This is a genomic window from Mesorhizobium sp. ORM8.1 (genome assembly GCF_053005525.2).
This window is the reverse complement of record NZ_CM132600.1, coordinates 5,377,883-5,403,939: the sequence shown is the minus strand read 5'-3', so window position 1 is coordinate 5,403,939 and position 26,057 is coordinate 5,377,883. Positions and strand designations below refer to the sequence as shown.

Here is a 26,057-nt window from a genome sequence, read left to right as displayed (position 1 = left end):
CGGATGTTGCGTCACAGTCTCGGGCTATCGGATGATCAGGCCCGCGTCAGCCAGAAAGTTGCGGACTGCTTTGCGGACCTCCCGCTTCCGTCCGACTAAAAGATGTCCGCCCGTGTCGTAGACGACCAGCTTGGAACCGGGGATCTTGGCCGCTGCGAATTCGGCTGCCGGCAGCGTGTTGAACAGGTCGTCGCGCGCAGAGATGATCATTGTTGGTGCAGTAATTTCTTCCAACGGCAGTTCATCCAACTCTGGGGCACTGTCGATATTGATTCCGGGAAGCGCAGCGACAGCGGTTCGACGCTCCTGACGAAGCTCATGACACGCTCCCTCTCGGCTTGGGGCGCGGCCGCTATTAGCGCCGGTCGAACACCGACAAAGCGAATAAGTATCGACGGTGCGATCGTCTCAGCGACCCACCAGGCGAAATCGCCGCCAGCATTGACGGCCCAGAATGCGAACCTGTTGCCGAGGCTCACGTTGATCGAGACTGGACTGGTGGGCGAATAGAGGGCTGGGACGATCAGAATGAGAGCGGCGACCTTGTCAGGGTGCCGGAGTGTCAGTTCGACCGCTGAACGGGTTCCGGCCGAAACACCGACAACTACTGCTTTGGGAACGTTCAGCTTGAAAGCAACGCCGCGTGCGCGTCGCCCTGCGCGGCTGCAGAGGGGTCTTGCGGAACGGGCGTGCGTAGATAGCCGAAGCGCGACGGCGCGATGATACGAAAGCCCCCACCCACAAGATCGGCAGCAAGGGCAAGGCCCTGGTCAAAGCCGCCGCCGGCGCCGTGGATCGACAACAGCGGAATGCCCGCACCGCTGTCGGCGTATTCGATCGGGCCTATGTCGAGGTTGGCGACCAGACTGCCTCGGCTGACGGCGTCGCGCAGACGACCAAGCTCGTTCCGGTAAAGCAAGAAAGTCACGCCGGTCGCGGTCGCTATGGCGATGAGCATGACCAGCAGGAAACCGCCAATTCGAGTCATTGCGAAAGCTCCTCCAAGGGACGAGCAAAAACTGACCAGCGTCACCTGGAAGTGACGGCAACGCGGTGACCCCGCGGGTGCTAATCTACAGTCGCGATGCCAACGACATAGTTCTTTCCATAGGCCTTGGCGCATTTCGGGCACGTCGTATAGAAGAAATAGACGTCGCCAGGCTCTGATTTTCGATTGCGTACGATCTGCCGCATCTTCTCGTGCCACTCTCGGCTTTGAGCGAAGTCAAAGAGTTGGGGGTTTGTCACGATTACAATGTCCGCTCATGAATGCCTCCTCACCAGCAAAAGCCGACCTGCTGATCGAAACCAAGCGGCTGTCGAGTCCTTCGCGAACCGAGTGGCGGTGGACCAGACGCTCACGCTCACCCGGTAGCGCCAGCACATTCGGCCTCGATGTCGGCTTCATCGTGCAAGCTGCCATCGTTGCTGTGATGATCATGATTTCTGCGCGTATTTATCCGCGCTTGACCATGTAGCCCCCGGCGAGTCTGTCGTAGCGATCCATCACGATGAACGTCGTCGAAGATAATACGAAGGTAGGCACCGCCTCCACCGGCTTGCGGGGTTTGATCGGCCGCCTGAAGGAACATCCGCTCGCTCGCGTCGGTCCGGGTTTGATCACCGGAGTGGCCGACGACGACCCCAGCGGAATTGCGACCTACTCACAGGCAGGCGCCCAATTCGGCCTCAACATGCTCTGGACGATGCCGCTCTGCTTTCCGCTGATGGCGGCGGTCCAGTCGATGTGCGGACGCATCGGCCGCGTTACGGGCAAAGGGCTTGCCGCGAACATAAAGGCGTTCTTCCCGCCGGTCGTGCTCAAATTCGTTGTAGCCTTGCTCCTGATAGCGAACACGCTGAACATCGCCGCCGACATAGCGGCTATGGGCGAGGTCGCGGAACTTGTCACCGGCATGAACAGGCATCTGGCCACGCTGTTCTTCACCTTCGGCACGCTGGTCCTGCAGGTGCTCGTTCCGTATCATCGCTATGTGAATTTCCTCAAATGGCTGACGCTTTCGCTGCTCGCCTATGCGGCGGTGCTGTTCATGGTCCACGTGCCGTGGAGCGAGGTGGTGCTTCGCACCGTGTGGCCCAACCTTGCGCTCAATTCCGATACCGCAACCGTCGCGGTGGCCATCTTCGGCACGACGATCAGCCCCTATCTCTTCTTCTGGCAGGCCTCCGAAGAGGTCGAGGACATGAAAGGCGCTCCTTCGCTCCTCGAGGTGGCGACGCCATCCGAGCGCGAATTCCGCCGGTTGCGCTGGGATACCTGGAGCGGCATGTTCTACTCGGACCTGACGTCCTATTTCATCATCCTGGCGACCGCGGTGACGCTGCATGTCGCTGGTGTCACGAACATCGAAACCGCGGCGCAGGCGGCAAGCGCCCTGCAGCCGCTGGCAGGCGATTTCGCCTTCGTGCTTTTTGCGGCCGGCATACTGGGCGTCGGATTGATCGGCGTGCCGGTGCTGGCGGGCTCGGCGGCGTACGCGCTGGCGGAGACCATGGGTTGGCAAGAAGGCCTCGAGCTGAAAGCCAGTGACGCGCGCGGCTTCTATGGCATCATCGCAGTAAGCATCCTGGCGGCGCTGACCATCCAGTATCTCCCCATCAGCCCGATGAAGGCCTTGTTCTGGAGCGCCGTCATTAATGGCGTAGTCGCGGTGCCGCTCATGGTGGTGGTCATATTGCTGGCCTCAAGCCGCTCCGTGATGGGACCTTTCACGTCCGGCCGGCCGATCATCATTCTTGGCTGGATCGCGACGGCGCTCATGGCAGGAGCGTTAATCGTGATGCTGTTTTCCGGCTAGCAAGAATTCGCCACCAGCGCTCCCCAAGATTGGAGTTCGCATCTAAATTGGTCTCAGGCGGCAAGCCGTCGGCCGATTTGCGCAGAGGGAGCGAACTCCCAGCAATTCCCAGCCGAGACCCTGTGCTTGGCTTGGCTTCACTTCGGATCGAGATCGCCACCTCCCCTTTTTCGAGAGCAGCGTCGCATGCCAGCTTCGCCGTGGCCATATCGACTTCCCGTCGGGCTCCGCTTCGATGCTTCAGGCCTCTCCCCAGGTCTGCGCCCAAGAGAACTGGAACGTTGCTCAACTAACGGGACCGATCGTTAAGGAACAGCTGCGCACGCGCTGACAACACCAGTAGATACCGGAACTGCCACCGATCACGCCGCAATTGACACCGATCAAGGATGCCGCGCCCAGGCTCTGGTTTTGATCCGCACACAGTTCAGAACAGCAGTGGAGCAGCACACCATGGTTGGGATCACATTGAGCCGCGAACAGATTCGATCCGCACCGCCGGAGGTACGCCAGTGGCTGGACCGCGAGATCGCCGTCACGCTTGGCCTTGGTCCGAGATCCGAGGCATTCGCAAGTCCCCGGCATCTGGCGGCCTGCACGGTGCAGGAGGCGGCGGCCGTCTATGCCTCGATCCGCGGCATGCTTCCCGTCGTCAATGTTTTTTTTGAACTCGGCCGTGAGGGCGCGAGCATCAGCAAGGACGGGGTGGAGGCCTTCAGGCTCGATGACATCATGCGTCGAACGCGCCTTGTCGATATCCAGCAGGTCCGCACGTGTCTCGAACTCATCGACGGGTCGTTCCGGCAAGTCCGCAACGACGATGACGCAGTGCTGCTCATCCTGGATCCGAGAGGGTATTGCCTTGTTGCGACGGAGACGCTGCACAGCATTCTGGCAGTCTGGACGCAGGCCATCGATCGGCATGAGGCAACTGCGGGCAACGGAAGCGGCATGCAGCCCGATCGCCCCGTGCCGTTCAAGACCTTTGGCACTGTTCCAGCGTCATCCATCCACCTGGACGGTGCATTTCCTGCTCCTGACGGTTCCAAGGGAGCCGCATTCGACGACGGCAAGGGGCAAATATGAACAGCGTCAGACGCACATGGCTATTCGCCGGTCTGGCGGCAGCTCTTGTGGCCGGCGGATACTATGCCTGGCAGCAATCCGGCAACAGCAAGCTTCCCGATGGAATAGCAAGCGGCAACGGCCGCATCGAGGCGGTCGAGATCGACGTCTCGACGAAATCGGCCGGGCGGATCAAGGAGATCCTTGCCGACGAAGGCGACTTCGTCAAAGCCGGCGCGGTGCTTGCCCGGATGGATACTGCGCAGCTCGAGGCGCAGCGCCGCCAGGCCGAGGCACAGTTGCAGCGTGCCAGCATCGGTGTCGACACCGCCAACACGCTGATCGTCCAGCGGGAGGCTGAGAGAACGGCAGCGGCAGCCGTCGTCGCGCAACGTGAGGCCGAGCTCGACGTCGCCGAACGAACCTTCGGGCGTTCCACCCAACTTGCGGCCAACAGCACGATCTCACAGCAGGTTCTCGACAATGATCGGGCGTCCGAGCAGGGCTCCAAGGCGGCGGTGGCCGCGGCCGTGGCCCAGCTCGCCGCCAGCGAAGCAGCGATCAACGCCGCCAAGGCACAGGTCGTGGATGCCAAGGCCGCCGTCGATTCGGCACAGGCCGCCATCGAGAGCATCGATTCCGAGATCGACGATGCGACGCTCAAATCGCCGCGCGACGGGCGCGTGCAGTATCGCGTGGCCGAACCCGGCGAGGTGCTGGCCGGTGGCGGCAGGGTGCTTAACCTCGTCGATCTTGAAGACGTCTACATGACGTTCTTCCTGCCCACCACACAGGCAGGGCGCGTGGCCTTGGGAACGGAGGTCCGCCTCGTCCTGGATGCCGCGCCCCAATACATCATTCCCGCCAAGGCCACCTTTGTCGCCGACGTCGCGCAGTTCACGCCGAAAACGGTGGAAACTGAAGAAGAACGCCAGAAGCTGATGTTCCGCGTCAAGGCGCAGATAGCGCCCGAGTTGCTGCGCAAATACATCCAGCAGGTGAAGACCGGCCTCCCCGGCACGGCCTATATCCGCCTCGACCCCAATGCCAAATGGCCTGACAGCCTGCAGGGGACGCTGGTGCAATGAACGCGCAGGCGCCTGCCGCGCGCTCCGTGGCGCGGCTGGAGAATGTCGGCCTTTCCTACGGAAAGACCCGGGCGCTCGATGCCGTCACGCTCGATGTTCCTTCCGGATGCACGGTGGGGCTGATCGGCCCTGACGGCGTCGGCAAGTCCAGCATGCTGTCGCTGATCGCGGGCGCCCGCGCCATCCAGCAGGGTCGCATCGAAGTGCTCGGCTGCGACATGGCGAGCGTCGCTCACCGGCAGAACGCTTATCCGCGCATCGCCTATATGCCGCAGGGCCTGGGCAAGAACCTCTATCCGACCCTCTCAGTCTTCGACAATATTGACTTCTTCGGCCGCCTTTTCGGCCAAGAGCGGTTAGAGCGTGAGCGCCGCATCGGCGAACTTCTCAAGAGCACGGGGCTGGCCCCTTTCTCCGGCCGGCCGGCCGGCAAGCTTTCGGGCGGCATGAAGCAGAAGCTTGGCCTGTGCTGCGCGCTTATCCATGATCCGGACCTGCTGATCCTTGACGAACCGACCACCGGCGTCGATCCGCTGTCGCGCCGCCAGTTCTGGCAGTTGATCGAGCGCATCCGCCAGGGCCGCCAGGGTATGAGCGTGATCATCTCCACCGCCTACATGGAGGAGGCAGCCCGCTTCGACTGGCTGCTGGCGATGGATGGCGGGCGGGTATTGGCCTCCGGCACGCCGGCGACCCTACTCGAACAGACAGGCGCGCCGGATCTCGACGCCGCCTTCATCGCATTGCTGCCGGCCGAAAAGCGCGAGGGCTACCAACAGGTGGTCATTCCGCCGCGTTCCGCGGGGGTCGACGGCGAGGCGGCGATCGAAGCGGAACATCTGACGAAGCGCTTCCGCGAATTCACCGCCGTTGAGGATGTGAGTTTCCGCATCGGCCGCGGCGAGATTTTCGGCTTCCTGGGGTCGAACGGCTGCGGCAAGACGACCACGATGAAGATGCTGACCGGCCTGCTCGACGCCAGCGAAGGCAAGGCCAAGCTGTTCGGCAGGGAGATCGACCCGCACGACATAGATGTGCGGCGGCGTGTCGGCTACATGTCGCAGGGCTTTTCGCTCTATTCGGAGCTCACGGTCCGCCAGAACCTGGAACTGCACGCCCGTCTATTCGAAATCGCCGCCGCAGCGATCCCCAAAAGGGTCGAAGAGGTAACCGGCCAGTTCAATCTTGCCGATCACATGGACACGCTTCCCGATGCGCTGCCGCTCGGCATCCGGCAGCGCCTTTCGCTAGCCGTGGCGATGATCCATTCACCTGACATACTGATCCTCGATGAGCCCACTTCGGGCGTCGATCCCGTGGCCCGCGACGGCTTTTGGCGCATCCTCATCGATCTTTCCCGCCGAGAGAACGTGACCATCTTCGTCTCGACACACTTCATGAACGAGGCGGAGCGCTGCGACCGCATCTCGCTGATGCATGCGGGCAAGGTTCTTGTCAGCGACACCCCGGCGGCCATCATTGCCAGCCGCTCGGCCGAGACGCTGGAAGAGGCCTTCATCGGCTACCTGGAACAGGCGATGAGGGCCGAGGAACCCGAGGCGTCCGCGCAAGAGTCGATGCCAACGATGCTTCCAGCCCGGGAAGCGCTGAGGGGGACGAAGCCCGGCCGAATCTTCGATTTCCGCCGCATGTTCGCCTACACAAGGCGAGAGGCGCTGGAATTGCTGCACGATCCGATCCGGGCCACGCTCGCGACCATCGGCAGCCTGATCCTGATGTTCGTGGTGGGTTTCGGCATCAACATGGATGTCGAGAACCTTTCATTCGCGGTCCTCGACCATGACGATACCGCCATCAGCCGCGATTATGTGCTGCAGCTCGCCGGCTCGCGCTATTTTACCGAAAAGGCACCCTTGTCCGGCTACGCCGACCTCGACCGGCGCATGGAGCGCGGCGAGATCAGCCTGGCGCTGGAGATCCCGCCGGGCTTCGGACGCGACCTCGCGCACGGCCGAAACGTCGCCGTCGGCGCCTGGATCGACGGCGCGATGCCAACACGGGCGGAAACCGTCCGCGGCTACGTCGAAGGCATGCATGCAGGCTGGCTCACCCAGAAGGCGCGCGCCATCTATGGCGATGCTGCGGCAGCCAGCGCTTTCCACATCGAGATCCGCTACCGCTACAATCCGGACGTTCGCAGCCTCGACGCCATCGTTCCCGCGGTGATCCCGCTTCTGCTCCTGATGATACCGGCCATGCTGGCAGTGCTGAGCGTGGTGCGCGAGAAGGAACTCGGCTCAATCATCAACTTTTACGTCACGCCCGTGACCAGGCTCGAGTTCCTGCTCGGCAAGCAGATGCCCTACGTGGCACTGGCAATGCTGAACTTCCTGCTGCTGACCGCCTTTGCCGTCTACGGCTTTGGCGTGGCTTTCACCGGCAGCTTTGCGACCTTCGCGGCCGCGGCATTGGCATACGTTATCGTCACGACGGCGATGGGGCTTGTGCTGTCGACCTTCATGAGCAGCCAGATCGCCGCGATCTTCGGGACGGCGATCCTCACGATGATCCCCGCCACGCAATATTCGGGCATGATCGATCCGGTCTCGTCGCTCCAGGGTTTCGGCGCCGTTGTCGGCAAGATCTATCCGACGACCTATTTCGTCATGATCTCGCGCGGAACCTTCTCCAAGGCTCTCGGCTTCAATGACCTCTCCGGTGCGTTCATTCCCCTGCTGATTGCCGTCCCCGTTCTGCTCGGCCTCGGCACAATCTTCCTCAGAAAGCAGGCCCGCTGATGCGACTAGCCAACATCCTCCAGCTTGGAGTCAAGGAACTGCGCGGTCTGTCGCGGGATCCGATGCTGCTGGTGCTGATCTTCTATTCCTTCACCGTGGCGATCTACACGGCATCAAAGGCGATGCCGGAGACTCTCAACCGGGCGCCGATCGCGATCGTGGACGAGGACCAGTCGGCGGTGGCTTCGCGTATCGTGAGCGCCTTCTACCCTCCCTATTTCGTCGCGCCCGAGCTCATCTCCCAGTCCGAGATGGACAGCCGCATGGATGCGGGCCTCGACACCTTTGCGCTGGACATCCCTCCGAACTTTCAGCGCGACCTTCTCGCCGGCCGTTCGCCGACCGTTCAGCTCAACATCGACGCGACACGCATGTCGCAGGCCTTCACCGGCGGTGGCTACGTCCAGTCGATCGTGTCGGGCGAGGTCACCGAGTTCCTCGACCGCTACCGATCGGAAACCGCTTTGCCCGTCGCCCTCGACCTGCGCGCCCGTTTCAATCCGGAGCTGAACAAGGCATGGTTCGGCGCGATCACCGACGTGATCAGCTCCATCACCATGCTGTCGATCATTCTGACCGGCGCGGCCTTGATCCGCGAGCGTGAGCACGGGACCATCGAACATCTCCTGGTCATGCCGGTGACCGCCTTCGAGATCATGGCAAGCAAGATCTGGTCGATGGGCCTCGTCGTGCTGGTGGCCTCCGGATTTTGCCTGGTGATCGTCGTCCAAGGCCTACTTGCCGTGCCCATGAACGGATCGCTGGCGCTGTTCATGACCGGGGCGGCTCTCGACATATTCGCCATGACCTGCCTTGGAATTTTCCTCGCGACCATCGCGGGGTCGATGCCGCAATTCGGGCTTCTCCTGATGATGGTGCTGCTTCCGCTGCAATTGCTGTCCGGCGGCGTCACGCCGCGCGAGAGCATGCCGGAGATCATCCAGGCCATCATGTTCGCTGCCCCAAACACGCATTTCGTCATGCTGGCGCAGGCGGTGCTCTTCCGCGGCGCCGGGTTCGACGTCGTCTGGCCTCAGCTTGCCGCGCTGCTGGCCATCGGCGTTGCGCTGTTTGCCTTCTCGCTGCGCCAATTTCGCCAGTTCCTGAAGTGAAGGAAGATGCCTCTCTGTCGCTTGCTGCTCGGCAACCGCCTTGGTTCGGCGCGCGGAACGCCGCGTGCAGGAAGCTCAATGCCATCGCTCGGTCCAGGTACGTCGTCGAGCCCGAACGCCGCCACCGCTCGCCGGCTCAATTCCGCGCGCCACCGCCCTGCCCCGCGCTCCGCGGCGGCCAGGCCGCAAACGACCCGTCGGCCGGTCTGTCCGGCTGCACTGATCACCACGGCGTCGATGCTAGCTAGCTGCCAGCACGTCACATCTTGGATTTTCCATGGCCGCCCGTTCGGAAGTCTCGACGCGACGGCGGCGGCTTCGCGCCGCCGCCGTCGCATTTCTTGTCAGGCGGGAACGGCCGCGCGCTCTGATACCGGCTTGCGAACGGGCTCGGAAAAATCGAGCACAATCCGTCCCTGAATCCTGCCGGCCTTGAGGTTTGCAAATATTGTGTTGATGTCCTCGAGGCGTCCCTTGGTGATTTCGGCCTTTACCTTGCCGTCAGCGGCAAAGGCGATGGCCTCGTCGAGATCGCGCCTGGTTCCGACAATCGAGCCGCGCACCGTGATCCGCTTCAGCACGACGTCGAAGATCGGTGTCGGAAACTCGCCTGGCGGCAAGCCTACCAGGCTGATCGTCCCCTTGCGGCGAACCATGTGCAGCGCCTGGCTGAAAGCCGGTGTCGAAACCGCAGTCACGAGAATGCCGTGAGCGCCGCCTCCGGTCCCCTCGATGACCTTGGCCACCACGTCCGGCGAGCGCGCGTCGAATGCGAGATCGGCTCCGGCGGCCTTGGCCAGAGCGAGCTTCTCGGGTGCAACGTCCAGGGCAACAACCTTCAGTCCCATCGCCTTGGCGTATTGGATCGCGACGTGGCCGAGACCACCGACGCCGGATATTGCTACCCACTCGCCGGGCCGGGCCTCGGTTTCCTTCAGTCCCTTGTATGTGGTCACCCCAGCGCAAAGGATCGGCGCCATCTGCGCGAAATCGACGCCGGCAGGCAGGCGCGCGGCAAAAGGCGCGGATGCGATGACATATTCCGCGAAGCCGCCGTCGCAACTGTAGCCGGTGTCATGCTGGTGCTCGCAAAGCGTCTCCCAGCCGGTCTCGCAGTATTCGCAACGCATGCAGGCATCGTGCAGCCAAGCGACGCCGACCGGATCACCCTCCTTGAAATCGGTCACGCCAGGGCCGAGCGCCGCCACCACGCCTGCAACCTCATGCCCCGGAATGAACGGCGGCACGGGCTTCACCGGCCAGTCTCCGTCGGCGGCATGCAAATCGGTATGGCAAACGCCGCACGCAATCACCTTGACCAAGATTTCCCCCGGGCCAGGAATGGGAACCGGTACCTGTTCGATCGATAGCGGTCTGCCGAATTCATGGACCACGGCCGCCTTCATCATCTTCACCACAGCGCATTCTCCTTGTTTCTCGACTGCATTTCTTGCTGGCCTGGCGAACATGAGGCGCGCCACGTCCTGTTTCATTGACCTAGCGCAATGAGGAAATCTTTCGCCGTTGACCAGGATCAATGTCCGGTCAGCCGAAAGCCAAGAGAGTTCGCATCAGCAGTCGATGAAAAGCACGCTGCTGGAAGGATAATGTCATGTCTCATCACGCATTCGAACTCGTGCGCTCAAAAGGAAACCTGCCTGCGCGCTATGGCAATTTCATCGGCGGCGAATGGATCGCCCCGGTTGAGGGACGATATTTCACCGATTACAGCCCCGTTAATGGCGAGCGACTGGTTGACATCGCTCAGTCGACCGAGCGGGATGTCGAACTTGCACTCGACGCAGCCTACAAGGCAAAGGACGCATGGGCGCGCGTATCGCCGGCCGAGCGGGCCAAGCTGCTCAACAAGGTCGCGGACCGCATGGAGGACAATCTCGAACTCCTGGCGCTCGCCGAAACACTCGACAACGGCAAGCCGATCCGCGAGACGCGCGGCGCAGATATACCGCTCGCCATCGACCACTTCCGTTACTTCGCCGGCTGTATCCGGGCCGAGGAAGGCGGAATCTCCACGATCGACGCCGAGACGATCGCATACCATTTCAAGGAGCCGATCGGGTCGTGGGGCAGATCATCCCATGGAACTTCCCGTTGCTGATGGCCGCGTGGAAAATCGCCCCGGCCCTTGCCGCGGGCAATTGCACGGTTATCAAGCCGGCCTCCAATACACCGCTTACTCTGCTGATCTTCGCCGGCCTGACGGCGGACATTCTGCCGGCAGGCGTTCTCAACGTCGTCACCGGACCAGGCGGCACCGTCGGCAAGGCCATCGCGGCAAACCCCCGCATCTCGAAGGTGTCCTTCACCGGCGAGACGACCACGGGGAAGCAAATCATGGGATATGCGGCCGAGCACCTCATTCCCCAAACCATGGAACTGGGTGGCAAGTCGCCTAACATTTTCATGGCCGATGTGATGGATGCCGACGACGCATTTTTCGACAAGGCGCTCGAAGGGTTCGCTCTCTTTGCCTTCAACAAGGGCGAAGTCTGCACGTGTCCGTCGCGTGCTCTCGTTCAGGAATCGATCTTCGACAAGTTCATGGAGCGCGCGGTGGCTCGCGTCGCGAGGATCAGGGTCGGCGATCCGCTCGATCCGACCACGCAGATGGGCGCACAGGCTTCGCAGGATCAGATGGACAAGATCCTGGGTTACATCGAGATCGGCAAGCAGGAAGGCGCCAAATGCGTCGCCGGTGGCGAACGCGCACATCTCGGCGGTGAGCTCGAGAGGGGCTATTTTGTCCAGCCGACGGTGTTTACCGGCGACAACTCGATGCGCATCTTTCAGGAAGAAATTTTCGGGCCAGTGCTTTCGGTCACATCGTTCAAGACCATCGACGACGCCATCCGCATCGGCAATGACACGATCTACGGGTTGGGCGCGGGCGTCTGGTCACGCAACGGCAACGACGCCTATCAGCTCGGCCGGTCAATTCAGGCCGGGCGGGTGTGGACCAACTGCTACCACGCCTATCCGGCCCATGCCGCCTTCGGCGGGTACAAGGCCTCAGGCTTCGGCCGCGAGAACCACAAGATGATGCTCGACCACTATCAACAGACCAAGAACCTGCTCGTCAGCTACAGCACCAAGGCACTCGGCTTCTTCTGAGAACGTCGGGCCTTCTCTCCATGGTCGCCTTGGCGACCATGGAGGATCGGGTTGCCTGGCCCTGACGCACGCGGTCCATCGCGACTGCCAAGTATCCTTTGAGCCTTGAACGATCGCATACGGAGGGCCGAGCGCGTCAGTGTTTCGGCGCTCAAATTGGGCGGCATGCCATCGCAGGATCCGCCGCCTGCATCGGCGCGTGGCGGTGATTATTCCAGTTGGTTATCGAAACTCAGGCAGCTTGGCCGACCCGGATGCCGACCTGGGCATGAAGGGCACGTGGTCCTTGCAGCAAATGGCCCGGATGGCTGCGCGCGCCGTCATCAGGCCGGACGGCAAGCCGCCGCCCGGCCGCACCCACTGCCCCACCATTCGGAAGCGACCGAGGCCTGGCAGGGTTTGGCGTCTGGCTCGAAGCCCGTACCGGGCGTCGGCAGGAAGCCCTCCATGCTCCCCTTCCAGTTGCCCGTGAAGCGAACGACGCTTGCGGGCGTCGAGACGTCGATGGTTTCGATGCGTCTGCTGACCCCCGGCATGCGTCGGTCCAGAGTGGCGATGACGGCTTCCGCGACGCGCTGTTTCTCCGCCGCGTAGCGCTTCGGATCGCTGCCCTCGAGATCAAGCCAGTAGGCGTAGTTGTAGGTCGGCAAGAATGAAGTGATCGCTGTCTTGCCGGCAGGCGCGAAGGTCGGATCGTAGTGGAAGATCCGAAACGGCACCTCGTCCAAGACGGTTTCCGGATCCAACCGGAGCGGGGCGGTCAGACAGCGGCACAGAAAGCCTGGCTCGGCCGACAAGTCCTGTGTCACGCCCAGCGACACTTGAAGGTAAGATGGGTAGACCGGTTGTTGTTCGTAGAACCGATCGATCGCCCCATCCCGGTACTTGCCACCCAGAAGATCATGGATCGTGGCGTGACCGTCCGCCGCCGAGATGACCCAATCGGCACGAATCGTTTCTCCATCTGCGAACCTCACGCCCACGGCCACATCGTTCTCCACCAGGATCTCGTCCGCCTTCGCCATCAAATGCAACGTCCCGCCGAGAGCGCGGAACCGTTCGACGAGGAGGCGGACGACAGCCTTCGAGCCGCCGATCGGATAGCCCGCATTTTTCCGGCTCATCCATGCGAACATGAAGACGAGCGCGATCACCGACATGGCGCTGGTCGCACTGTCGACAAAGAAGCGCCGGATGAGTTCGTGCTCGAAACGCTTGCCGTACTCGGCCGAGCTCATGGAGGACCAATGCTGCAAAAGTGGTAGCCTGGGGATAAGGCGGAGGATCGCCAGCCCCTTGCGCGGCCAGGCCTCGTTCAATTCTTCCAACGGAAGATCCGCGAGCCCGCGTATCGCCGCGGCAAGGGCCCTGATCTCCTCGGCGTCCTGCGGCGATGCGCGCAAGAACTCCGCCTCCAGGCGATCGACATGGCTGTAGACGCGCAACGACCGACCGTCCTCCGTCTCGATCCGCTGAAATTCCTCGGGATGGACGAATGCGAGCCTGTCGAGATCGCACACTTCGCGCCACTGGGCTCCGAGCGTGCCGTCGGGCGAGGATCCGACCAGCCAATGCAGACAGGTCTCGAAGGTATAGCCCGCCCTTCTCCAACTCGTCGCCAGCCCGCCTGGCACGCTGTTCTGCTCCAGCACTTCGACTTGATAGCCTGAGGCTTGGGCGTAAACGCCTGCACACAGGCCCGCGACGCCGCCGCCGACAATGACGATCTTTCGTGATGCAGGCTTCATGGGCTCGCTCCTCGGTCGTTGCGCCAAACTCTCAAGCGAACTCAGGATCAGGATTTTTTGGGACGTGTCATTGAGCAAGATCAAGGAAGTTCGGCCTTGGGTGGTCTTAGGTACCTCGCGTGTGCAGGGACCGTTCTTGCCTCCCTGCAGCAGCTTGCTCACGCACCTCCAATTGCTGTAGGGGCTGTAATGCAGCAAAACAGACACGAAACTGTCACATGAGCGAGATCGAGCTGAAATTTCTCCTCGACCAGCCGGCGTCCCGCGAAGTGTGGGCGCATGCGAAGGCGTCGAAGCTGGCCAGTGGCCACCCGACAACGAGAACGCTCAGAAGCATCTATCTGGATTCTCCCGAGCACTCGCTGAAGAAGGCCGGGATTGCTCTGCGGCTCCGCCGCGACGGGCGTCGCTGGGTCCAGACTGTCAAGACCAAGGCGGAGCTGCACGGCGGTCTGTCGCAGACCGGCGAGGTGGAAAACCTCGCCCCAGGGGGACGGCCGTGTCCCGAGGCGATTCCGGACGCGGATGTTCGAGAGGCGGTCCTTCAACTCCTGAACGGCACACCGCTGCAGCCCGTCTGCGAGACCTTGATCAAGCGTTCCGCCGGCGAGCTTTTGCTTGGCGACGGCACCCGCGCGGAACTGGCGGTGGATATTGGCGAGATCCGTGCCGGGGAGCGCTCGGCCGGGTTTTCCGAAGTGGAGATCGAACTCCTCGAAGGCAACCCTGGTGGACTGTTCGATATCGCGCACGCACTGTTTCCCAAGGCGGCTTGAGGTTCTCGAAGCTTTCCAAGGCGGCACGCGGCTATCTTCTGGCGGAAGAAGGAAGGATCGATCTCCCGCTCAGGCCGCGAAACGCCGAAGCAGTTGCGATCGATCCGGCACAGACTGCCGAGTTGGCGGCGCGCGACATCCTACGCGAATGCTTTGATCAGATCGCAACAAATGTCGTGGCGGTCAGGGAGCTCGACGATGCCGAGGGGCCGCATCAGTTGCGGATCGGCCTGCGCCGTCTGCGAAGCGCGTTTTCAGTCTTCTCGCCGCTGCTGCAAAGCCCGGCGATGGAGCGGCTCAGCGGCGAAGCGCGCTGGCTTGGGCAGGAGGTCGGCCGCCTGAGGGACCTCGACGTGGTGGCCAACGATACCGTGGGGCGGGAGGCCAAGTCCCATCCGGACGAACCGCGTCTCGCCGCCCTCTCCGAAGCGCTTTCACTGCGGGCAACGGAACAGCGCAATCACCTGCGCAAGCTTCTTGTCGAGGCGCGCGTGCAGGCTTTCCTGATCGATCTGGCGCGCTTCGTGGAGACGCGCGGCTGGCTCGTTCCTCAGGATTTCGGGCAGACCGAGCGGCTTGCAGTGCCGATCGGCGAATTTGCCGGACAAGCGCTTAAGAGGCGCTGGAAGAAAGCCGTCAAGCGTGCGCATGGACTTGAGACTTTGACGGTCGAACAGCGTCACGAACTGCGCAAGGAGCTGAAGAAGCTGCGATATGCTGCCGAGTTCTTTTCCCCCTTGTTTCCGGCAAAGCGCGTCGCTCGGTTCCTCAAGCGCTTGAAAGGACTCCAGACCGTCTTCGGTGACCTCAACGATGCGGCGACAGTCAAGGCCACACTGACGGGAGCGGAGGCGTTCAACGAGGACACTCCGGCCGCGCATCGTGCGGTCGGATGGGTACTCGGAGCAAGCCAGGCACGCGCCGAGGTCGGCTGGACCCACTCGACCGCGCTCTGGCGGCGTCTCAAAGAGGCTCGCCCGTTCTGGAAGTGACACGGCTGTGAGCAGGCCCGGCAGCGGCTTGTTTCTGTTTCAAGACCCGGCGGTTTCCTCTCCGCGGGATTTCGACTTTCTGGAGGAGTTGCCGGTCTCGGCAGCGGCTCGCTCCTTGAGCGCGAAATCATGGACCGCGGCCAACTTGCTCGGCTCCGATCCCGTGTTGGCAATGATGGCATAGAAAGCAGCCCGGACAACGTCCTTTCGGGACGCTTCCGGATGCTCCCCTCTGGCGGCGCGCATCAATTCCTTCGGCGACATTTCCGGCGTCGCCAATTCCAGAATTGTCTTGGATATGGTGGCAAGATCGGCTTCCGAGGCCATGGCAACTCTCCTTCACCTGGCGAAGTGTCCAACGAAATCCAAGGTTAGCATATCTCGGCCGGCGTTCCGAGCAGGTCGGGACCGCCCGGTCTGGAGCGCGCGCCGGCGCAATATTCGCCCGTCAGAAGAAACATGGTCGAAGACATCAGCAAAGCTTTTCATATCTATCGTTATTATAAGTCGGCTAATATTTTGGCTCTGCGCTCGCATTTCTTGGCAGATTGTGTGCGTCGCCGACTTCTTCCTTGATCGATATCAAGGCCGATCTCAACGCATGCTTGTCTACTTCAATGAAACGTTGAGTGAGAGTTGAACATGGAAAAGAACGATGTCGTCGCCGCGCTCGGCCAGACCGAACTGCTGCGCCCTGCTTGGGTCAAGGCGGCACTGGCAGCCAACGACCGGCTCAAATTCTATCTGACGGCGCTGCAGGCGGCGCATGCCCATGCCGATCATCCCGGAACGGCGCAACTCGACCTGCACCGGGAATATGTCGCGGCGCATATTGATGCGCCGTGGATCATCGAACTGCCAAACTCCGCCTATCTCGAAGGTTCGACATTGCATCTCACGAACTTGCCCGAGCTGGCGGCGAAGCTGCGCGACGATCTGCGCACCATGGCACGGCCGATCCAGGGCATCGCCGAAGAAGCGCATCGCGCGCTTTGCGCGCGCGTCGACAAGTGGTGCGGATGGCTCGACCAGCTTGGAGCGACGCTCGACGCAGCGCAGTTGAAGGCCCTGACCAGCGGCAAGCGTGGCGAGGAGGACAGTTTCCATATCCTCGTGATGGATATGCACAAGGGGCTGAACCAGTTGGCGGCGCATCTCTCCGACGAAACGATCGACGGCGCCCATGTCTGGCAATTGTCAGCGCAGGACGGGCCGCGGATTTCCGCATTCATGCAGGGCCTCAACCGCACGCGGGCGCTGAAGCTCGATCATCCGGGTCTCGAAACCGCCGCCACGCGCGACGGCGACCGCCTGCTGATTCAGAACGACATCGGCACCAATGATGCGCATGTGCTCGTCGCCCAGGTGGAAGGCCTGGTTCTTACGCTGACCTATTCGGATCTGCACCGGCAGCGCTTCGCCTTCTTCCAGGACATGCTTTCGCAGCTCGGCGCGAAATGGTCGGCGGTCGGCTCACGCATGACCGAGGGCCTCAACGCAGGTGATGCATATTACGTTGGCACAGCAACGTTCGAGTGCGGCGACGAGGCTGCATTGTACAAGGCGCTGGAGGGGCTGGGCGCGCGGATCGTCTTCCTGATCGATTGGAATCGCGCGCGCAAGCGGCTGCGCCAGATCGTCGGCAAGGCTGGCTCCATTGCAGTCCTGAACGAATGCGCCCGGCGGGAGATCGGCCACAGGGGCTGGCTGGAAGCGGGCGGCGAAAAGCTGATCTTCGCAACCATGGAGGCTATCGGCAGCGACTATTTTCGCGTTGGCGACAGGCTCGACGCAGTCATGGGCGCCGCCCCGGCGCAGGACTTCCTGGTCGAGGCGCTGGCTCAATCGTCGCTGGCGATGCAGCAGCATCAGCCGCTGTCGCGGATCGCGGATTCGATCCGCTTGCTGTTCATCCGCCATATCGGGCGCCATCATGACGAATTCGCGCTGCTGAGCGAGCACGCTTCGTTCTGCCACGCGCTGGCTGAAGGGATCCGCGATGCCATTGCCCACGGCCACGAGCGTTCAGCCAAGGACGCGGAAAAGCTGGCCAAGCGGGCGAAGGCCTGGGAGCGCCAGGCGGACCTGCTCGTAATGCGCTCGCGCGAGCGGGCCGAACGCAATCCGCGCTGGCTTCCGTTCACGAGGCTGATCGAGCGTGCCGACGACATCGCCGACGCGATGGAGGAAGCTGCATTCCTGTTCTCGCTGGTCGCCGAGAATCACGACAAGGGCTGGCCCGGCGACGTGCGCCAGGGCATGCTGCAGCTTGCCGAAAAAGTCCTGCAAGCCACGCAGGATCACGTCAAGCTGCTGGTCATCGCCAGCGCGCTCGGCGAAGGCAGCGATGCCAGCGATCATGAGGAATTCATTGCCGTCTCCTGGCGCGTGCTCAATGCCGAACAGCAGTGCGACCAGTTGCTGCGCGACGTCCGGCGCCTGCTGGTGCGCAACATCGACGATGCCGCGACACTTGGCCTGGGAACCGATTTCGCCGCGGCCCTGGAACTTGCGACGGACGCGCTGCTTGCGACCGCCTATGGCATACGCGACCTGGCGTTCAGCCGCCTGGGAGCCGAAGCATGAGGCCGTCCGCCAGGCAGAACGCGCAGCCCATGCCCAGGGAAGATCTCGAACGCGTGTACTTCATCGGCGGCGAGAAACCGCTGTCCGATGCGATCATGCCGGCCGTCCTCGGGTTCAAGGCCTACAATCTCGCCCGGCTGGCCGCACTTGGCCTCAGGATGCCGCCCGCCTTCGTGATAGGGACCGGTTATTGCGCCAATCCGCAAGCGGTCGTTCCGCAACTCTGGCAGACTACGCTGGCCGAGCTGGAAGCGTTCACCGGACTGAAGCTGGGAGACGCTCGCCGACCGCTGCTCCTCTCGGTGCGGTCAGGCGCGCCGGTCTCGATGCCGGGCATGATGGAGACTCTGCTGAACATCGGACTTAGCGACGCGACTATTCCCGGCCTCGTCCGCATGACCGGCCATCCGCGGCTTGCCTGGGACGCCTACCGCCGGCTCATCGCCGGCTATGGCGAGATTGTCGCCGGTATCGATCCTCATCATTTCGAGGCCGACCTCGCTGCCATCCGACAGGACGAGGATGAGCGATCCCTCGACTTCGCAAGCCTGCGGCAGATCGCCCGTCGGCATCTGGAGACCTTTCACCGGGAGGTCGGCGTGCCGTTCCCGCAAACCGCGGAGACCCAACTGCGCGAAGCGATCTGCGCTGTTTTCCGCTCGTGGGGCAGCGAGAAGGCGGTGGCCTATCGCAACCTTCACGGCCTGTCGCATGACATGGGCACGGCGGTGACGGTCCAGCGCATGGTGTTCGGCAACGCCGGCGGCCTCTCCGGCGCCGGCGTTGGCTTCACCCGCAATCCCAGCACTGGCGAACCCAATCCCTGGGTGGATTTCCTTTTCGATGCGCAGGGCGAGGACGTCGTGAGCGGCCGCCGAACCGCCAGGGGCCATGACGAGCTCGCTGCGGTCGCGCCGCGCGTCTGGGACGAGCTGGTCGACGCGGCGACCCTGCTCGAGCGCCATTTCGGCGACATGCAGGATTTCGAGTTCACCGTGCAGGAAGGTGTCCTTTTCCTGCTCCAGACCCGCAACGGCAAGCGCACTCCCCTGGCGGCCGCCCGCATCGCGCTCGATCTTCTCGCCGAGGGCGTGATCGATGCGGAGACCGCACGCGACCGGACCCGCGACCTTGACCAGCATGCGCTGACCGTCCGCACCATCGCGGCCGACGGCGGCACGGCATTGTCGCCCATCGCGTCGGCGGCGTCAGCGGCCAACGGGGTCGTCTGCGGCGAGATCGCGCTTGCGGAGGCAAGGGTGCGCGAGCGCAAGGCCGCAGGCGCCGGCGTGATCCTGGTTCGCCGTGATGCCGAGACCAGTGACATTGCCGCGCTCGACCTCGCCGACGGCTTGCTGACGCAGCATGGCGCCAGGACGTCGCATGCCGCCGTCGTCGCGCGACAGCTCGGCAAGGTCTGCCTTGTCGGGTGCGAGACGATGACGATCGACGATGCGCGAAAGGAGATCAACATTGGCGGCATGATCCTCCCCGAGGGCGCGGTGATCACCCTGGACGGCAATGACGGCAGCATTTACCCGGGAGCGGCCCGCATCGTCGAGCGTGTGCCGATCGAGCTGCTGACCCGGCTGGATGCGTTGCACGGCCGCATCGCGCAACGGGCGTCCTGACGGGATGCACAGGCATTCGGGTTGCCGGAGGGCATGGGCATGAATAGGCGCAGTCTGCTCATTGGCGCTGGCGGCGCGTTTTTGCTGGCAGGGGCTGGCACAGCCGCCTGGACGTCGGCGGTCGGATCGATGACCGCCTACGACGATTACGTGGGTCGAATGCGCACCGGTTTGACTGCAGCGCCGGACATTCGCGATCTGATCCGCTGCGCCACGCTCGCCGCCAACAGCCACAACACCCAGCCCTGGCGATTCCGCACTGGCGACAGCGCCATCGACATCCTGCCGGATAGCTCACGTCGCACACCCGCCGTCGATCCGGACGACCACCACCTGTTTGTCAGTCTCGGCTGTGCCGCCGAGAACCTGTCAATTGCGGCTGCTGCGACGGGGCGGCCAGGCGGGATCGACCTCGGCGGGGATGGTGCGCGCTATGTCTTTTCCAGGGGTCGGGAAAGGTCCGATCCTCTGCTTACTGCAATCCCGAGGCGGCAGTCGACTCGTGCCGAATATGACGGACGTTCCGTTCCGGCCGCCGATCTCTCGAGGCTCGAACTGGCTGCGGCAGGGCTCAGGGTTCGGCTGGTCCTCGTCATCGACCGAGCGCGGCTCGGCCGAGTGCGCGATCTGGTCATCGCCGGCAACAGCATGCAGATGGCCGATCCGGCATTCATGCGTGAGCTCAAGCGATGGGTGCGGTTCAACCCGCGCAGCGCCATGGCGTCTGGAGACGGGCTTTTCTCCGCCGCAAGCGGCAATCCCGTCCTGCCGACAGTGCTGGGCGACTTCGTTTTCGACCAATTCTTCCGGGCCGGGGCCGAGAATGACAAGTATGCGCGTCATCTCGGGTCCTCGGCGGGCGTGGCGGTCTTCCTTGCCGAACGCGAGGACAAGGCGCACTGGATCGAGGCCGGCCGCGCCTGCCAGCGCTTCGCCTTGACTGCCACCAGCCTCGGCCTGAAGCACGCCTTCATCAACCAGCCGGTCGAGGTTGCCAGCCTGCGTTCCGAGCTGGCAGCGTTGGTTGGAGAGAGCGGGCGGCGGCCGGACATCATCATGAGGTTCGGCTACGGGTCGGAGCTGCCGTTCTCGCCGCGCCGTCCTGTCGAGGCGGTGCTGGCCTAGCACACAGGACGACGACCGTTAGCAGCGGCTATCCGCCAGCAACCCCCGATGGGTCATGATTTCCGGTTCACGAACAGGAAGATTGCGCCAATTGCCCACCATCGGGTGGCTTCTCCACCCAACCTTCGCGATTGGCGTCGATCCATCACCGGCGTTTAGGTACTACCCCTGGCTTCCACTGCTCAGCCGGCACGACGGCCAAGCGCACGTGCCGCTTCCACGAACGCGGTCCTGCGATCTGGAGGTGCGTCCTTCGCGCCATACAGAGCAAGCCGCCGTACAGGGCGAAAGCCGCAGTGCCGGAGGACGCAGCCGGAAATCCAGCGCCAGAACAGGTCGCCGCGGAACAACACGCCGACGATGCGTGGCGAGTTCTGGGTATAGATCACACGAGCCGAACGGCCCCTCAGAAGCGGCTGAACGTAGGGAAAGCGGGCGTGGTAGCGCATCGCGAAATCGGGCAGAAACACGCGATCGACATATCCCTTGAGCAAGGCGGGCGCTGCCCACCACCAGTTTGGCGAGACGATGACCAAATGCTCGCACCATTGGATCAGCGCCTGCTGCCTAGTGACATCAGGCTCGAGCGGCTTCTGCTGATGAAAGCCGCCCCTCAGCACCAGATCAAACTTCAGGTCGCGGAGGGCAATGCATTTGATTTCGTGACCGCCAGCCCGGGCTCCGTTCTCGTACGCCGTCGCCAGAGCGTCTGATAGGCTGTCCACGTCCGGATGCGCATTTAGCAGGAGCACCTTCACAGCTTGTCCACCTTGATCCATTTGCAGCTCACTCGGCGGATCGCTGCACGTGGATAGCTGCGTTATCACAACTAGGCCCCGCCGGACTTTGATCTGGGTCAGGCCTCCGAACCGGCGAAGACGGGGCTAGAGCGGGATGAGATTATCTCCGGTCATAGCCTGAGTTTGCGAAATAGTTTGAGCATTCGTGTGGAGTGACCCGATTGAGGATTTGGCCGATTGCGTCGCAGACGGCTTCGACGGTTCGCTTTGCCGCTTTTCGCAGCCAGTGCTTGAGTGGAGACCCTGTTCCCTGATTTCGCAAAGTGGAACGCGGGCCTTTCGCAAGACAACTGGAAGGCCGCAGACGTGATCTCCGCGGTGGAGGATTACGGCACCGTCAATTGGAAGGGTCGCAAACTAGAGCGCGTCCTGTTTAATCCGGTTCATATCCTGCGGCTTTGAAGTAGTTGGCACATTCAGCTGGGGTGAAGAGGTCGACGACCGCGCCGACCGCGTCCCACAACGCCTTGATGGTTCTCTCGGCCTTTGCCCGTAGCAGCGCCTTGGGTTTGGCGAAGGCGTTCTCAATCGGATTGAAGTCGGGACTGTAAGGCGGCAGGTAGAGCAGGCTCGCGCCCGCGGCCTCGATCGCGTCGCGCACGCCGGCGGCCTTGTGGGCGGGCAGGTTGTCCATGACGACCATGTCGCCCTCCGACAATGTCGGGACCAGCACCTGCTCGACACAGGCCAGGAACACGTTGCCGTTCATGGCGCCGTCGTAGACGAAGGGCGCAGTCATGCCCGTCAGCCGCAGCGCTCCGGTGAAGGTCGTGATCTTCCAGTGGCCATGCGGCACGCCGGCCCGGCAGCGCTCGCCGCGCGGCGCTCTTCCACGCAGGCGGGCCATCTTTGTGGAGAGGCCGGTCTCATCGATGAACACGAGCTTCGCCGGATCGAGGTCGAGCTGGCCGTCGAACCAGTCCCGGCGCCGCTTCAGGATGTCGGGGCGATCCTGCTCCAGCGCGTGCGCGGACTTTTTTGAATGTCCAGCCGTGGCGGCGAAGCCAGGCGCTCAAGGCACTGCGGCTGATGCGCACCAACTGCTCGGCGACGGGCCGCTCCACCATCTCGTTCAGCGTGATGTCCTTGCGCTCCTCGATCAGCCCGACGATGAACGCTTCATGCGTATCGAGGCTGGAGGCGCGGCGGCGGCCCTGTGGGCGGGGCGCCAGTTCGCCGATCTTCGCCCGCGCAATCCAGCGGATCGCGCTGGATACTCCCACGCCGAACCGCGCCGCCGCTTGCCGCGCCGACATGCCCTCGTCCGAAGCCTTCAAGACCCGCGACCGAAGATCCTCGCTCAATGCTTTTCCCATCGTCAACCTCCATCGAGGTGGACGTTGAATCAGCACAAAACGCAGCCGTCACTTCACAATCGCTTCATCGATCACAGGACGTGCTCTAGACGGCATCGTCGCCAAGGCGACGGTAAAGATGGCGAGCGCGGAGCGGGGCCAGTACAAGGACGAGTGCTTCCTGTTCGGCGCCGTCGTCGACAACGAATTCCAGATGGTTCGCGACCCGTATGAGACCAAATGCAATGAAACTCAGACCTCTGCCCAGTGGGCTGTCGGCCGCGAGCTCAAGAGCCTTTGGATTGCCAACTGACCTGACCTATCCCTCATCGCGATCGGAAAACTCAGGCATGATGTCGCCGGCCAGAAGCTTCTCTTTCGACAGCAGTCCCGCGTCCTCGAGCATCTCAAAATCCGGCAGCTGACGCAGCGTGTCGAGCCCGAACTGCGAAAGGAAGTTCTTGGTCGTCACATAGGTGTAAGGCGCGCCCGGCTGTGGGCTGCGCGGCCCCGAGGCGATGAGCTCCTGCGCGCGCAGCACGCCGATCAGATCGCGCGACACCTCCTTGCCGAAGAAGGAAGACAGCTCACCCCGGGTGATCGGCTGGAAATAGGCAATGCACATCAGCACAAGCGCCTCCGCCTGCGACAGTTCTTTTGTCCCCTAGCCCCGCCGGCGTGCCGAAGGCGGCGTTGATGGCATCGCCAAAGACCTTCCTGGTCCGGTGCTGCCAGCCGCCGGCTATTGACACCAGCTCGTAGGGGCGGCCGGCGAGCTCGGCGCGGATGTCGTCGATGACCAGGTCGAGATTGCAGTTTCTTCCCATCACCCGCGCCAGCACCTCGCGCGGCACCGATTCGCTCGCCGCGAAGATCACCGCTTCGACGCGGCCCATCCACTCACGCCAGCGCAGCTCCGGCGGCAGGTGCTCGAGCTCCGTGTCAAGCAACGCCGGCTGATCGTCTGGCTTGCGGCGGACGGAGGCTTGGCTCGTCGCTACAGCCCAAACAGCCGGAAGCTGGCGCGGCCCGACAGCTCGCGAACAGCCTCGAGCTGCTGCAGCCGTTCGAACAGCCGTCGCGCCGCGAAGCGCGACAGGTTTTTGGTCGTCAGCGATCCGGCGACGGCATCTTCATTGAGCAGTAGAAAAATCACGTCGCCAGCGCCCTTGGCGCGCAGCTTTGGCGCCGCCGCCAGAAGCTTCTCGGCGCGACGCGACAGTTCGCTGGCCAGCCGGCAGGCCTCGGCTGCCCCCTGAACCAGCGCCAGGCAGACCGCGCTCAAAATTCTTGTCCCCGGGTCGGATGCGCTTGCCGCCGTCGCCGTCGGTGCGGAAGGCCGGGCCAAAAGCCTGCGCCATCAGCAGCGGCAGCGGCCGCGGCCAGCGCAGGCCTTGCGCCAGCACCCGGTCGGCGAGCCACCAGGCAAACAGCTCGGCATCGGGGCGCATCGCGACGAACGTGGGCGGCGATTGCCGCCGCGACCCCGCCACGTCCTCGATCTGCGTGCACAGGTCGGGGAGCGCCTCGTCGTCCCAGGCGAGCCCGAGCATCTCGGTCCCTTTTGCCAGCCGATCGGCGCTGACCGCCGGCGGCTGCAGCGCCAGCTGGCGCCAGGTCCCAAAAATGGCGCCGGCGGGACCGGGATCGGCGCCGGCCGGGCAAAGCTGCCAGGCGTCGCGCAGTCCGGCCTCGTCCTCGGCGCGGCCGGCGAGCCGCATGCTGGCGGCGGCGCATCTGACCGCCAGCCGCTGGCGCCAAGCGCCGGCCCAGGCGGGCTGCGCGCGGGCAAGCGTGTCGAGCGCGCCCAAGGCGGCGCCGGCCTGGAAGGCGGCGTCGACGTCGCCGAGCGCGCCGCCGCCGGCGGCAAGCACCCAGGAGGGGACGGTCGGCGACGGAGCAGGATTGGCGGTCGCGGGATCGAGGCGAATCATGGTTTTGGAGGTAAAGCGCCCGTGCGCTTTCCCGTGGCGCCAAACAGTCGACTGTAGCTAACCTCGTTTGCGAACGTTCGGAGACATGCTCCAGAACGGCGGCAATTGATGTGGCGAGGACTCCGAATGAGACACCGGGCTTGTCCGACCTTCGGCTGCAGCACCATATATCGATCAGTAGATCGATATATGGACACTGAGGGTCGTAAACGAGGACGGGCCAATCATGGAACTCCCGTTCGACCGAATTCCTCGGCTGATTGCGTTTGCGCGGTTCGATGAAGCGAAGAGACGATTCATAAGTGGCATGAATTGATCCATCTACCGTTCGTCCTTGTTGGCGACAGCCGCCATTGGGTAATCACTAACTGCAAAACAGTAACAGCAAGAACTAGCCGAGAGGAACCGGAGGGTGACTATACATGCCATTGCATGGGATATTGATGGTACCCTGATCGACAGCGAGCCTCTACATCATGAGGCGCTGGTCACCGTCTGCAAGCGTTGGCAGGTCGACCTTTCGGACATTCCGAATGACCGGTTCTGTGGCGTGCACATGCCAGAAGTGTGGCTTTCCCTTTCGCATCGGATGCCGCCAATGCTCACGGAGCAAACTTGGCATGATGCGATTGTTGACTATTACGCCGATAGGTGTCGCAGCCTTGAGCCAATGCCTGGCGCGATCGAAACGATCGACTGCTTAGCCGCGTGTGGCTTTGCACAGGTCTGCGTTTCAAACTCAGGTCGCAAGATCGTTGATGCCAATATGTTCACTCTTGGCATAAAGGAGCGCATGGCGTTCTCAATAAGTCTAGATGACGTGCGATACGGCAAGCCAGACCCCGAGCCCTATGCCACGGCATGTGCCAAGCTCAATCTCCGACCAACCCAGGTGCTCGCTGTGGAAGATAGTCTTGCAGGATTGCGATCCGCCCGCGCTGCCGGGTTGAAGACCGCTTTTTGTTCTCTCAATGACGCTGCTCACGTTGAGGCCGATTTTGCCGTTACGGACTTGCGGCAGCTGCAGCACATAGTCCTTCGTTACATCGCCGAAAGAATCTCTCTCGAACACTGAATTGTGGCCAAGTTTCACCGCCTGCGGGAAGCCGCGACCAGAAACCAAGTGCGGGAAGAGATACTCTCTAAATAGCTCGGGCCCGAGCAGCTCCCACGGAACGCGCCGCAGCTTTAAAAT

At 62.9% G+C, this 26,057-nt stretch carries 22 protein-coding genes and 3 pseudogenes; 14 read left to right on the top strand and 11 right to left on the bottom strand.

The genetic code is table 11. The annotated features are described in order from the left end of the window. Nucleotides 1-24: 24 nt before the first annotated feature. From ACVDG8_RS26980 to ACVDG8_RS26965, 4 genes are all read right to left on the bottom strand, one after another. On the bottom strand, nt 25-249 hold the full coding sequence (locus tag ACVDG8_RS26980) for an alpha/beta fold hydrolase (protein ID WP_455707285.1): 225 nt from the start codon (nt 247-249) through the stop codon (nt 25-27). Then, complete coding sequence (locus tag ACVDG8_RS26975; protein WP_455707862.1) at nt 207-566, bottom strand: hypothetical protein; 360 nt, start codon at nt 564-566, stop codon at nt 207-209. The genes ACVDG8_RS26980 and ACVDG8_RS26975 overlap by 43 nt, the downstream gene beginning before the upstream one ends. A gap of 56 nt (nt 567-622) precedes the next feature. Then, nucleotides 623-988 carry a hypothetical protein gene (locus tag ACVDG8_RS26970; RefSeq protein ID WP_455707284.1) on the bottom strand — a complete coding sequence of 122 codons (366 nt, stop codon included), beginning with the start codon at nt 986-988 and terminating at the stop codon, nt 623-625. An 80-nt stretch (nt 989-1,068) separates the two neighbouring features. Continuing rightward, entirely contained in the window at nt 1,069-1,194 is a 126-nt protein-coding gene (locus tag ACVDG8_RS26965) for a hydrolase (RefSeq protein WP_455707283.1), read from the bottom strand. A 71-nt stretch (nt 1,195-1,265) separates the two neighbouring features. Between ACVDG8_RS26965 and ACVDG8_RS26960 the strand changes: the two genes are divergently transcribed. From ACVDG8_RS26960 to ACVDG8_RS26935, 6 genes are all read left to right on the top strand, one after another. Next, nucleotides 1,266-1,478, top strand: coding sequence for a hypothetical protein (locus ACVDG8_RS26960; RefSeq protein WP_447251150.1), 213 nt, complete (start codon nt 1,266-1,268; stop codon nt 1,476-1,478). A 33-nt stretch (nt 1,479-1,511) separates the two neighbouring features. Further along, nucleotides 1,512-2,819, top strand: coding sequence for an NRAMP family divalent metal transporter (locus tag ACVDG8_RS26955; RefSeq protein WP_447251149.1), 1,308 nt, complete (start codon nt 1,512-1,514; stop codon nt 2,817-2,819). A 453-nt stretch (nt 2,820-3,272) separates the two neighbouring features. Beyond that, complete coding sequence (locus tag ACVDG8_RS26950) at nt 3,273-3,905, top strand: hypothetical protein (RefSeq protein ID WP_447251148.1); 633 nt, start codon at nt 3,273-3,275, stop codon at nt 3,903-3,905. Further along, on the top strand, nt 3,902-4,972 hold the full coding sequence (locus tag ACVDG8_RS26945; RefSeq protein WP_447251147.1) for an HlyD family secretion protein: 1,071 nt from the start codon (nt 3,902-3,904) through the stop codon (nt 4,970-4,972). The genes ACVDG8_RS26950 and ACVDG8_RS26945 overlap by 4 nt, the downstream gene beginning before the upstream one ends. Continuing rightward, complete coding sequence (rbbA, locus tag ACVDG8_RS26940; RefSeq protein WP_447251146.1) at nt 4,969-7,731, top strand: ribosome-associated ATPase/putative transporter RbbA; 2,763 nt, start codon at nt 4,969-4,971, stop codon at nt 7,729-7,731. The genes ACVDG8_RS26945 and rbbA overlap by 4 nt, the downstream gene beginning before the upstream one ends. Next, nucleotides 7,731-8,843, top strand: a complete 1,113-nt coding sequence (locus ACVDG8_RS26935; protein ID WP_447251145.1) for an ABC transporter permease — start codon at nt 7,731-7,733, stop codon at nt 8,841-8,843. The genes rbbA and ACVDG8_RS26935 overlap by 1 nt, the downstream gene beginning before the upstream one ends. Nucleotides 8,844-9,187: 344 nt before the next feature. Here ACVDG8_RS26935 and adhP read toward each other — a convergent pair whose 3' ends face one another. Next, entirely contained in the window at nt 9,188-10,252 is a 1,065-nt protein-coding gene (gene adhP, locus ACVDG8_RS26930; RefSeq protein ID WP_447257102.1) for an alcohol dehydrogenase AdhP, read from the bottom strand. Nucleotides 10,253-10,455: 203 nt separating this feature from the next. Between adhP and ACVDG8_RS26925 the strand changes: the two are divergent. Beyond that, nucleotides 10,456-11,975 (top strand): annotated as a pseudogene (locus ACVDG8_RS26925) (aldehyde dehydrogenase family protein). Nucleotides 11,976-12,298: 323 nt separating this feature from the next. Here the strand turns inward: ACVDG8_RS26925 and ACVDG8_RS26920 are convergent. Next, the gene (locus tag ACVDG8_RS26920; protein ID WP_455707282.1) at nt 12,299-13,723 is read right to left on the bottom strand and encodes a phytoene desaturase family protein; all 1,425 of its coding nucleotides are present in this window, start codon (nt 13,721-13,723) and stop codon (nt 12,299-12,301) included. A gap of 218 nt (nt 13,724-13,941) precedes the next feature. Here ACVDG8_RS26920 and ACVDG8_RS26915 point away from each other — a divergent pair, with 218 nt between their 5' ends. Together ACVDG8_RS26915 and ACVDG8_RS26910 are read left to right on the top strand one after the other, a co-directional pair. After that, nucleotides 13,942-14,499 (top strand): CYTH domain-containing protein, encoded by a 558-nt coding sequence (locus ACVDG8_RS26915; RefSeq protein ID WP_447251142.1) that lies wholly within the window; start codon nt 13,942-13,944, stop codon nt 14,497-14,499. A gap of 122 nt (nt 14,500-14,621) precedes the next feature. Beyond that, the gene (locus tag ACVDG8_RS26910) at nt 14,622-15,491 is read left to right on the top strand and encodes a CHAD domain-containing protein (protein ID WP_447251141.1); all 870 of its coding nucleotides are present in this window, start codon (nt 14,622-14,624) and stop codon (nt 15,489-15,491) included. Nucleotides 15,492-15,530: 39 nt separating this feature from the next. Here the strand turns inward: ACVDG8_RS26910 and ACVDG8_RS26905 are convergent, their stop codons facing one another. Then, nucleotides 15,531-15,818, bottom strand: coding sequence for a hypothetical protein (locus tag ACVDG8_RS26905; RefSeq protein ID WP_447251140.1), 288 nt, complete (start codon nt 15,816-15,818; stop codon nt 15,531-15,533). 315 nt (nt 15,819-16,133) lie between these two features. On the opposite strand from ACVDG8_RS26905, the gene ACVDG8_RS26900 reads away from it, so the two are divergent. The 3 genes from ACVDG8_RS26900 to ACVDG8_RS26890 are packed head-to-tail and all read left to right on the top strand — an operon-like array spanning nt 16,134 to nt 20,833. Further along, nucleotides 16,134-18,077: a DUF47 domain-containing protein gene (locus tag ACVDG8_RS26900; RefSeq protein WP_447251139.1), complete on the top strand. Its 1,944-nt coding sequence runs from the start codon at nt 16,134-16,136 to the stop codon at nt 18,075-18,077. Then, entirely contained in the window at nt 18,074-19,708 is a 1,635-nt protein-coding gene (locus ACVDG8_RS26895) for a PEP/pyruvate-binding domain-containing protein (RefSeq protein ID WP_447251138.1), read from the top strand. The genes ACVDG8_RS26900 and ACVDG8_RS26895 overlap by 4 nt, the downstream gene beginning before the upstream one ends. A gap of 39 nt (nt 19,709-19,747) precedes the next feature. Then, nucleotides 19,748-20,833, top strand: coding sequence for an Acg family FMN-binding oxidoreductase (locus ACVDG8_RS26890; protein ID WP_447251137.1), 1,086 nt, complete (start codon nt 19,748-19,750; stop codon nt 20,831-20,833). Nucleotides 20,834-21,015: 182 nt separating this feature from the next. Here ACVDG8_RS26890 and ACVDG8_RS26885 read toward each other — a convergent pair whose 3' ends face one another. Together ACVDG8_RS26885 and ACVDG8_RS26880 are read right to left on the bottom strand one after the other, a co-directional pair. After that, entirely contained in the window at nt 21,016-21,612 is a 597-nt protein-coding gene (locus ACVDG8_RS26885) for an NAD(P)H-dependent oxidoreductase (protein WP_447251136.1), read from the bottom strand. A 394-nt stretch (nt 21,613-22,006) separates the two neighbouring features. Continuing rightward, nucleotides 22,007-22,949, bottom strand: a protein-coding gene (locus ACVDG8_RS26880; protein ID WP_447251135.1) for an IS630 family transposase whose coding sequence is annotated in 2 segments (ribosomal slippage) — nt 22,007-22,613 and nt 22,612-22,949 — 945 coding nt in all. Because the reading frame shifts where the segments join, the coding sequence is not laid out codon by codon here. 118 nt (nt 22,950-23,067) lie between these two features. On the opposite strand from ACVDG8_RS26880, the gene ACVDG8_RS26875 reads away from it, so the two are divergent. Then, nucleotides 23,068-23,241, top strand: a complete 174-nt coding sequence (locus tag ACVDG8_RS26875) for a hypothetical protein (protein ID WP_447251134.1) — start codon at nt 23,068-23,070, stop codon at nt 23,239-23,241. 6 nt (nt 23,242-23,247) lie between these two features. On the opposite strand, the pseudogene scpB reads toward ACVDG8_RS26875, so the two are convergent. Continuing rightward, nucleotides 23,248-23,824: pseudogene (gene scpB, locus ACVDG8_RS26870) on the bottom strand (SMC-Scp complex subunit ScpB). Nucleotides 23,825-23,925: 101 nt separating this feature from the next. Then, nucleotides 23,926-24,862, bottom strand: a pseudogene (locus ACVDG8_RS26865) (DUF1403 family protein). A gap of 412 nt (nt 24,863-25,274) precedes the next feature. On the opposite strand from ACVDG8_RS26865, the gene ACVDG8_RS26860 reads away from it, so the two are divergent. Next, on the top strand, nt 25,275-25,937 hold the full coding sequence (locus ACVDG8_RS26860) for an HAD family hydrolase (RefSeq protein ID WP_447251133.1): 663 nt from the start codon (nt 25,275-25,277) through the stop codon (nt 25,935-25,937). Nucleotides 25,938-26,057 lie beyond the last annotated feature (120 nt).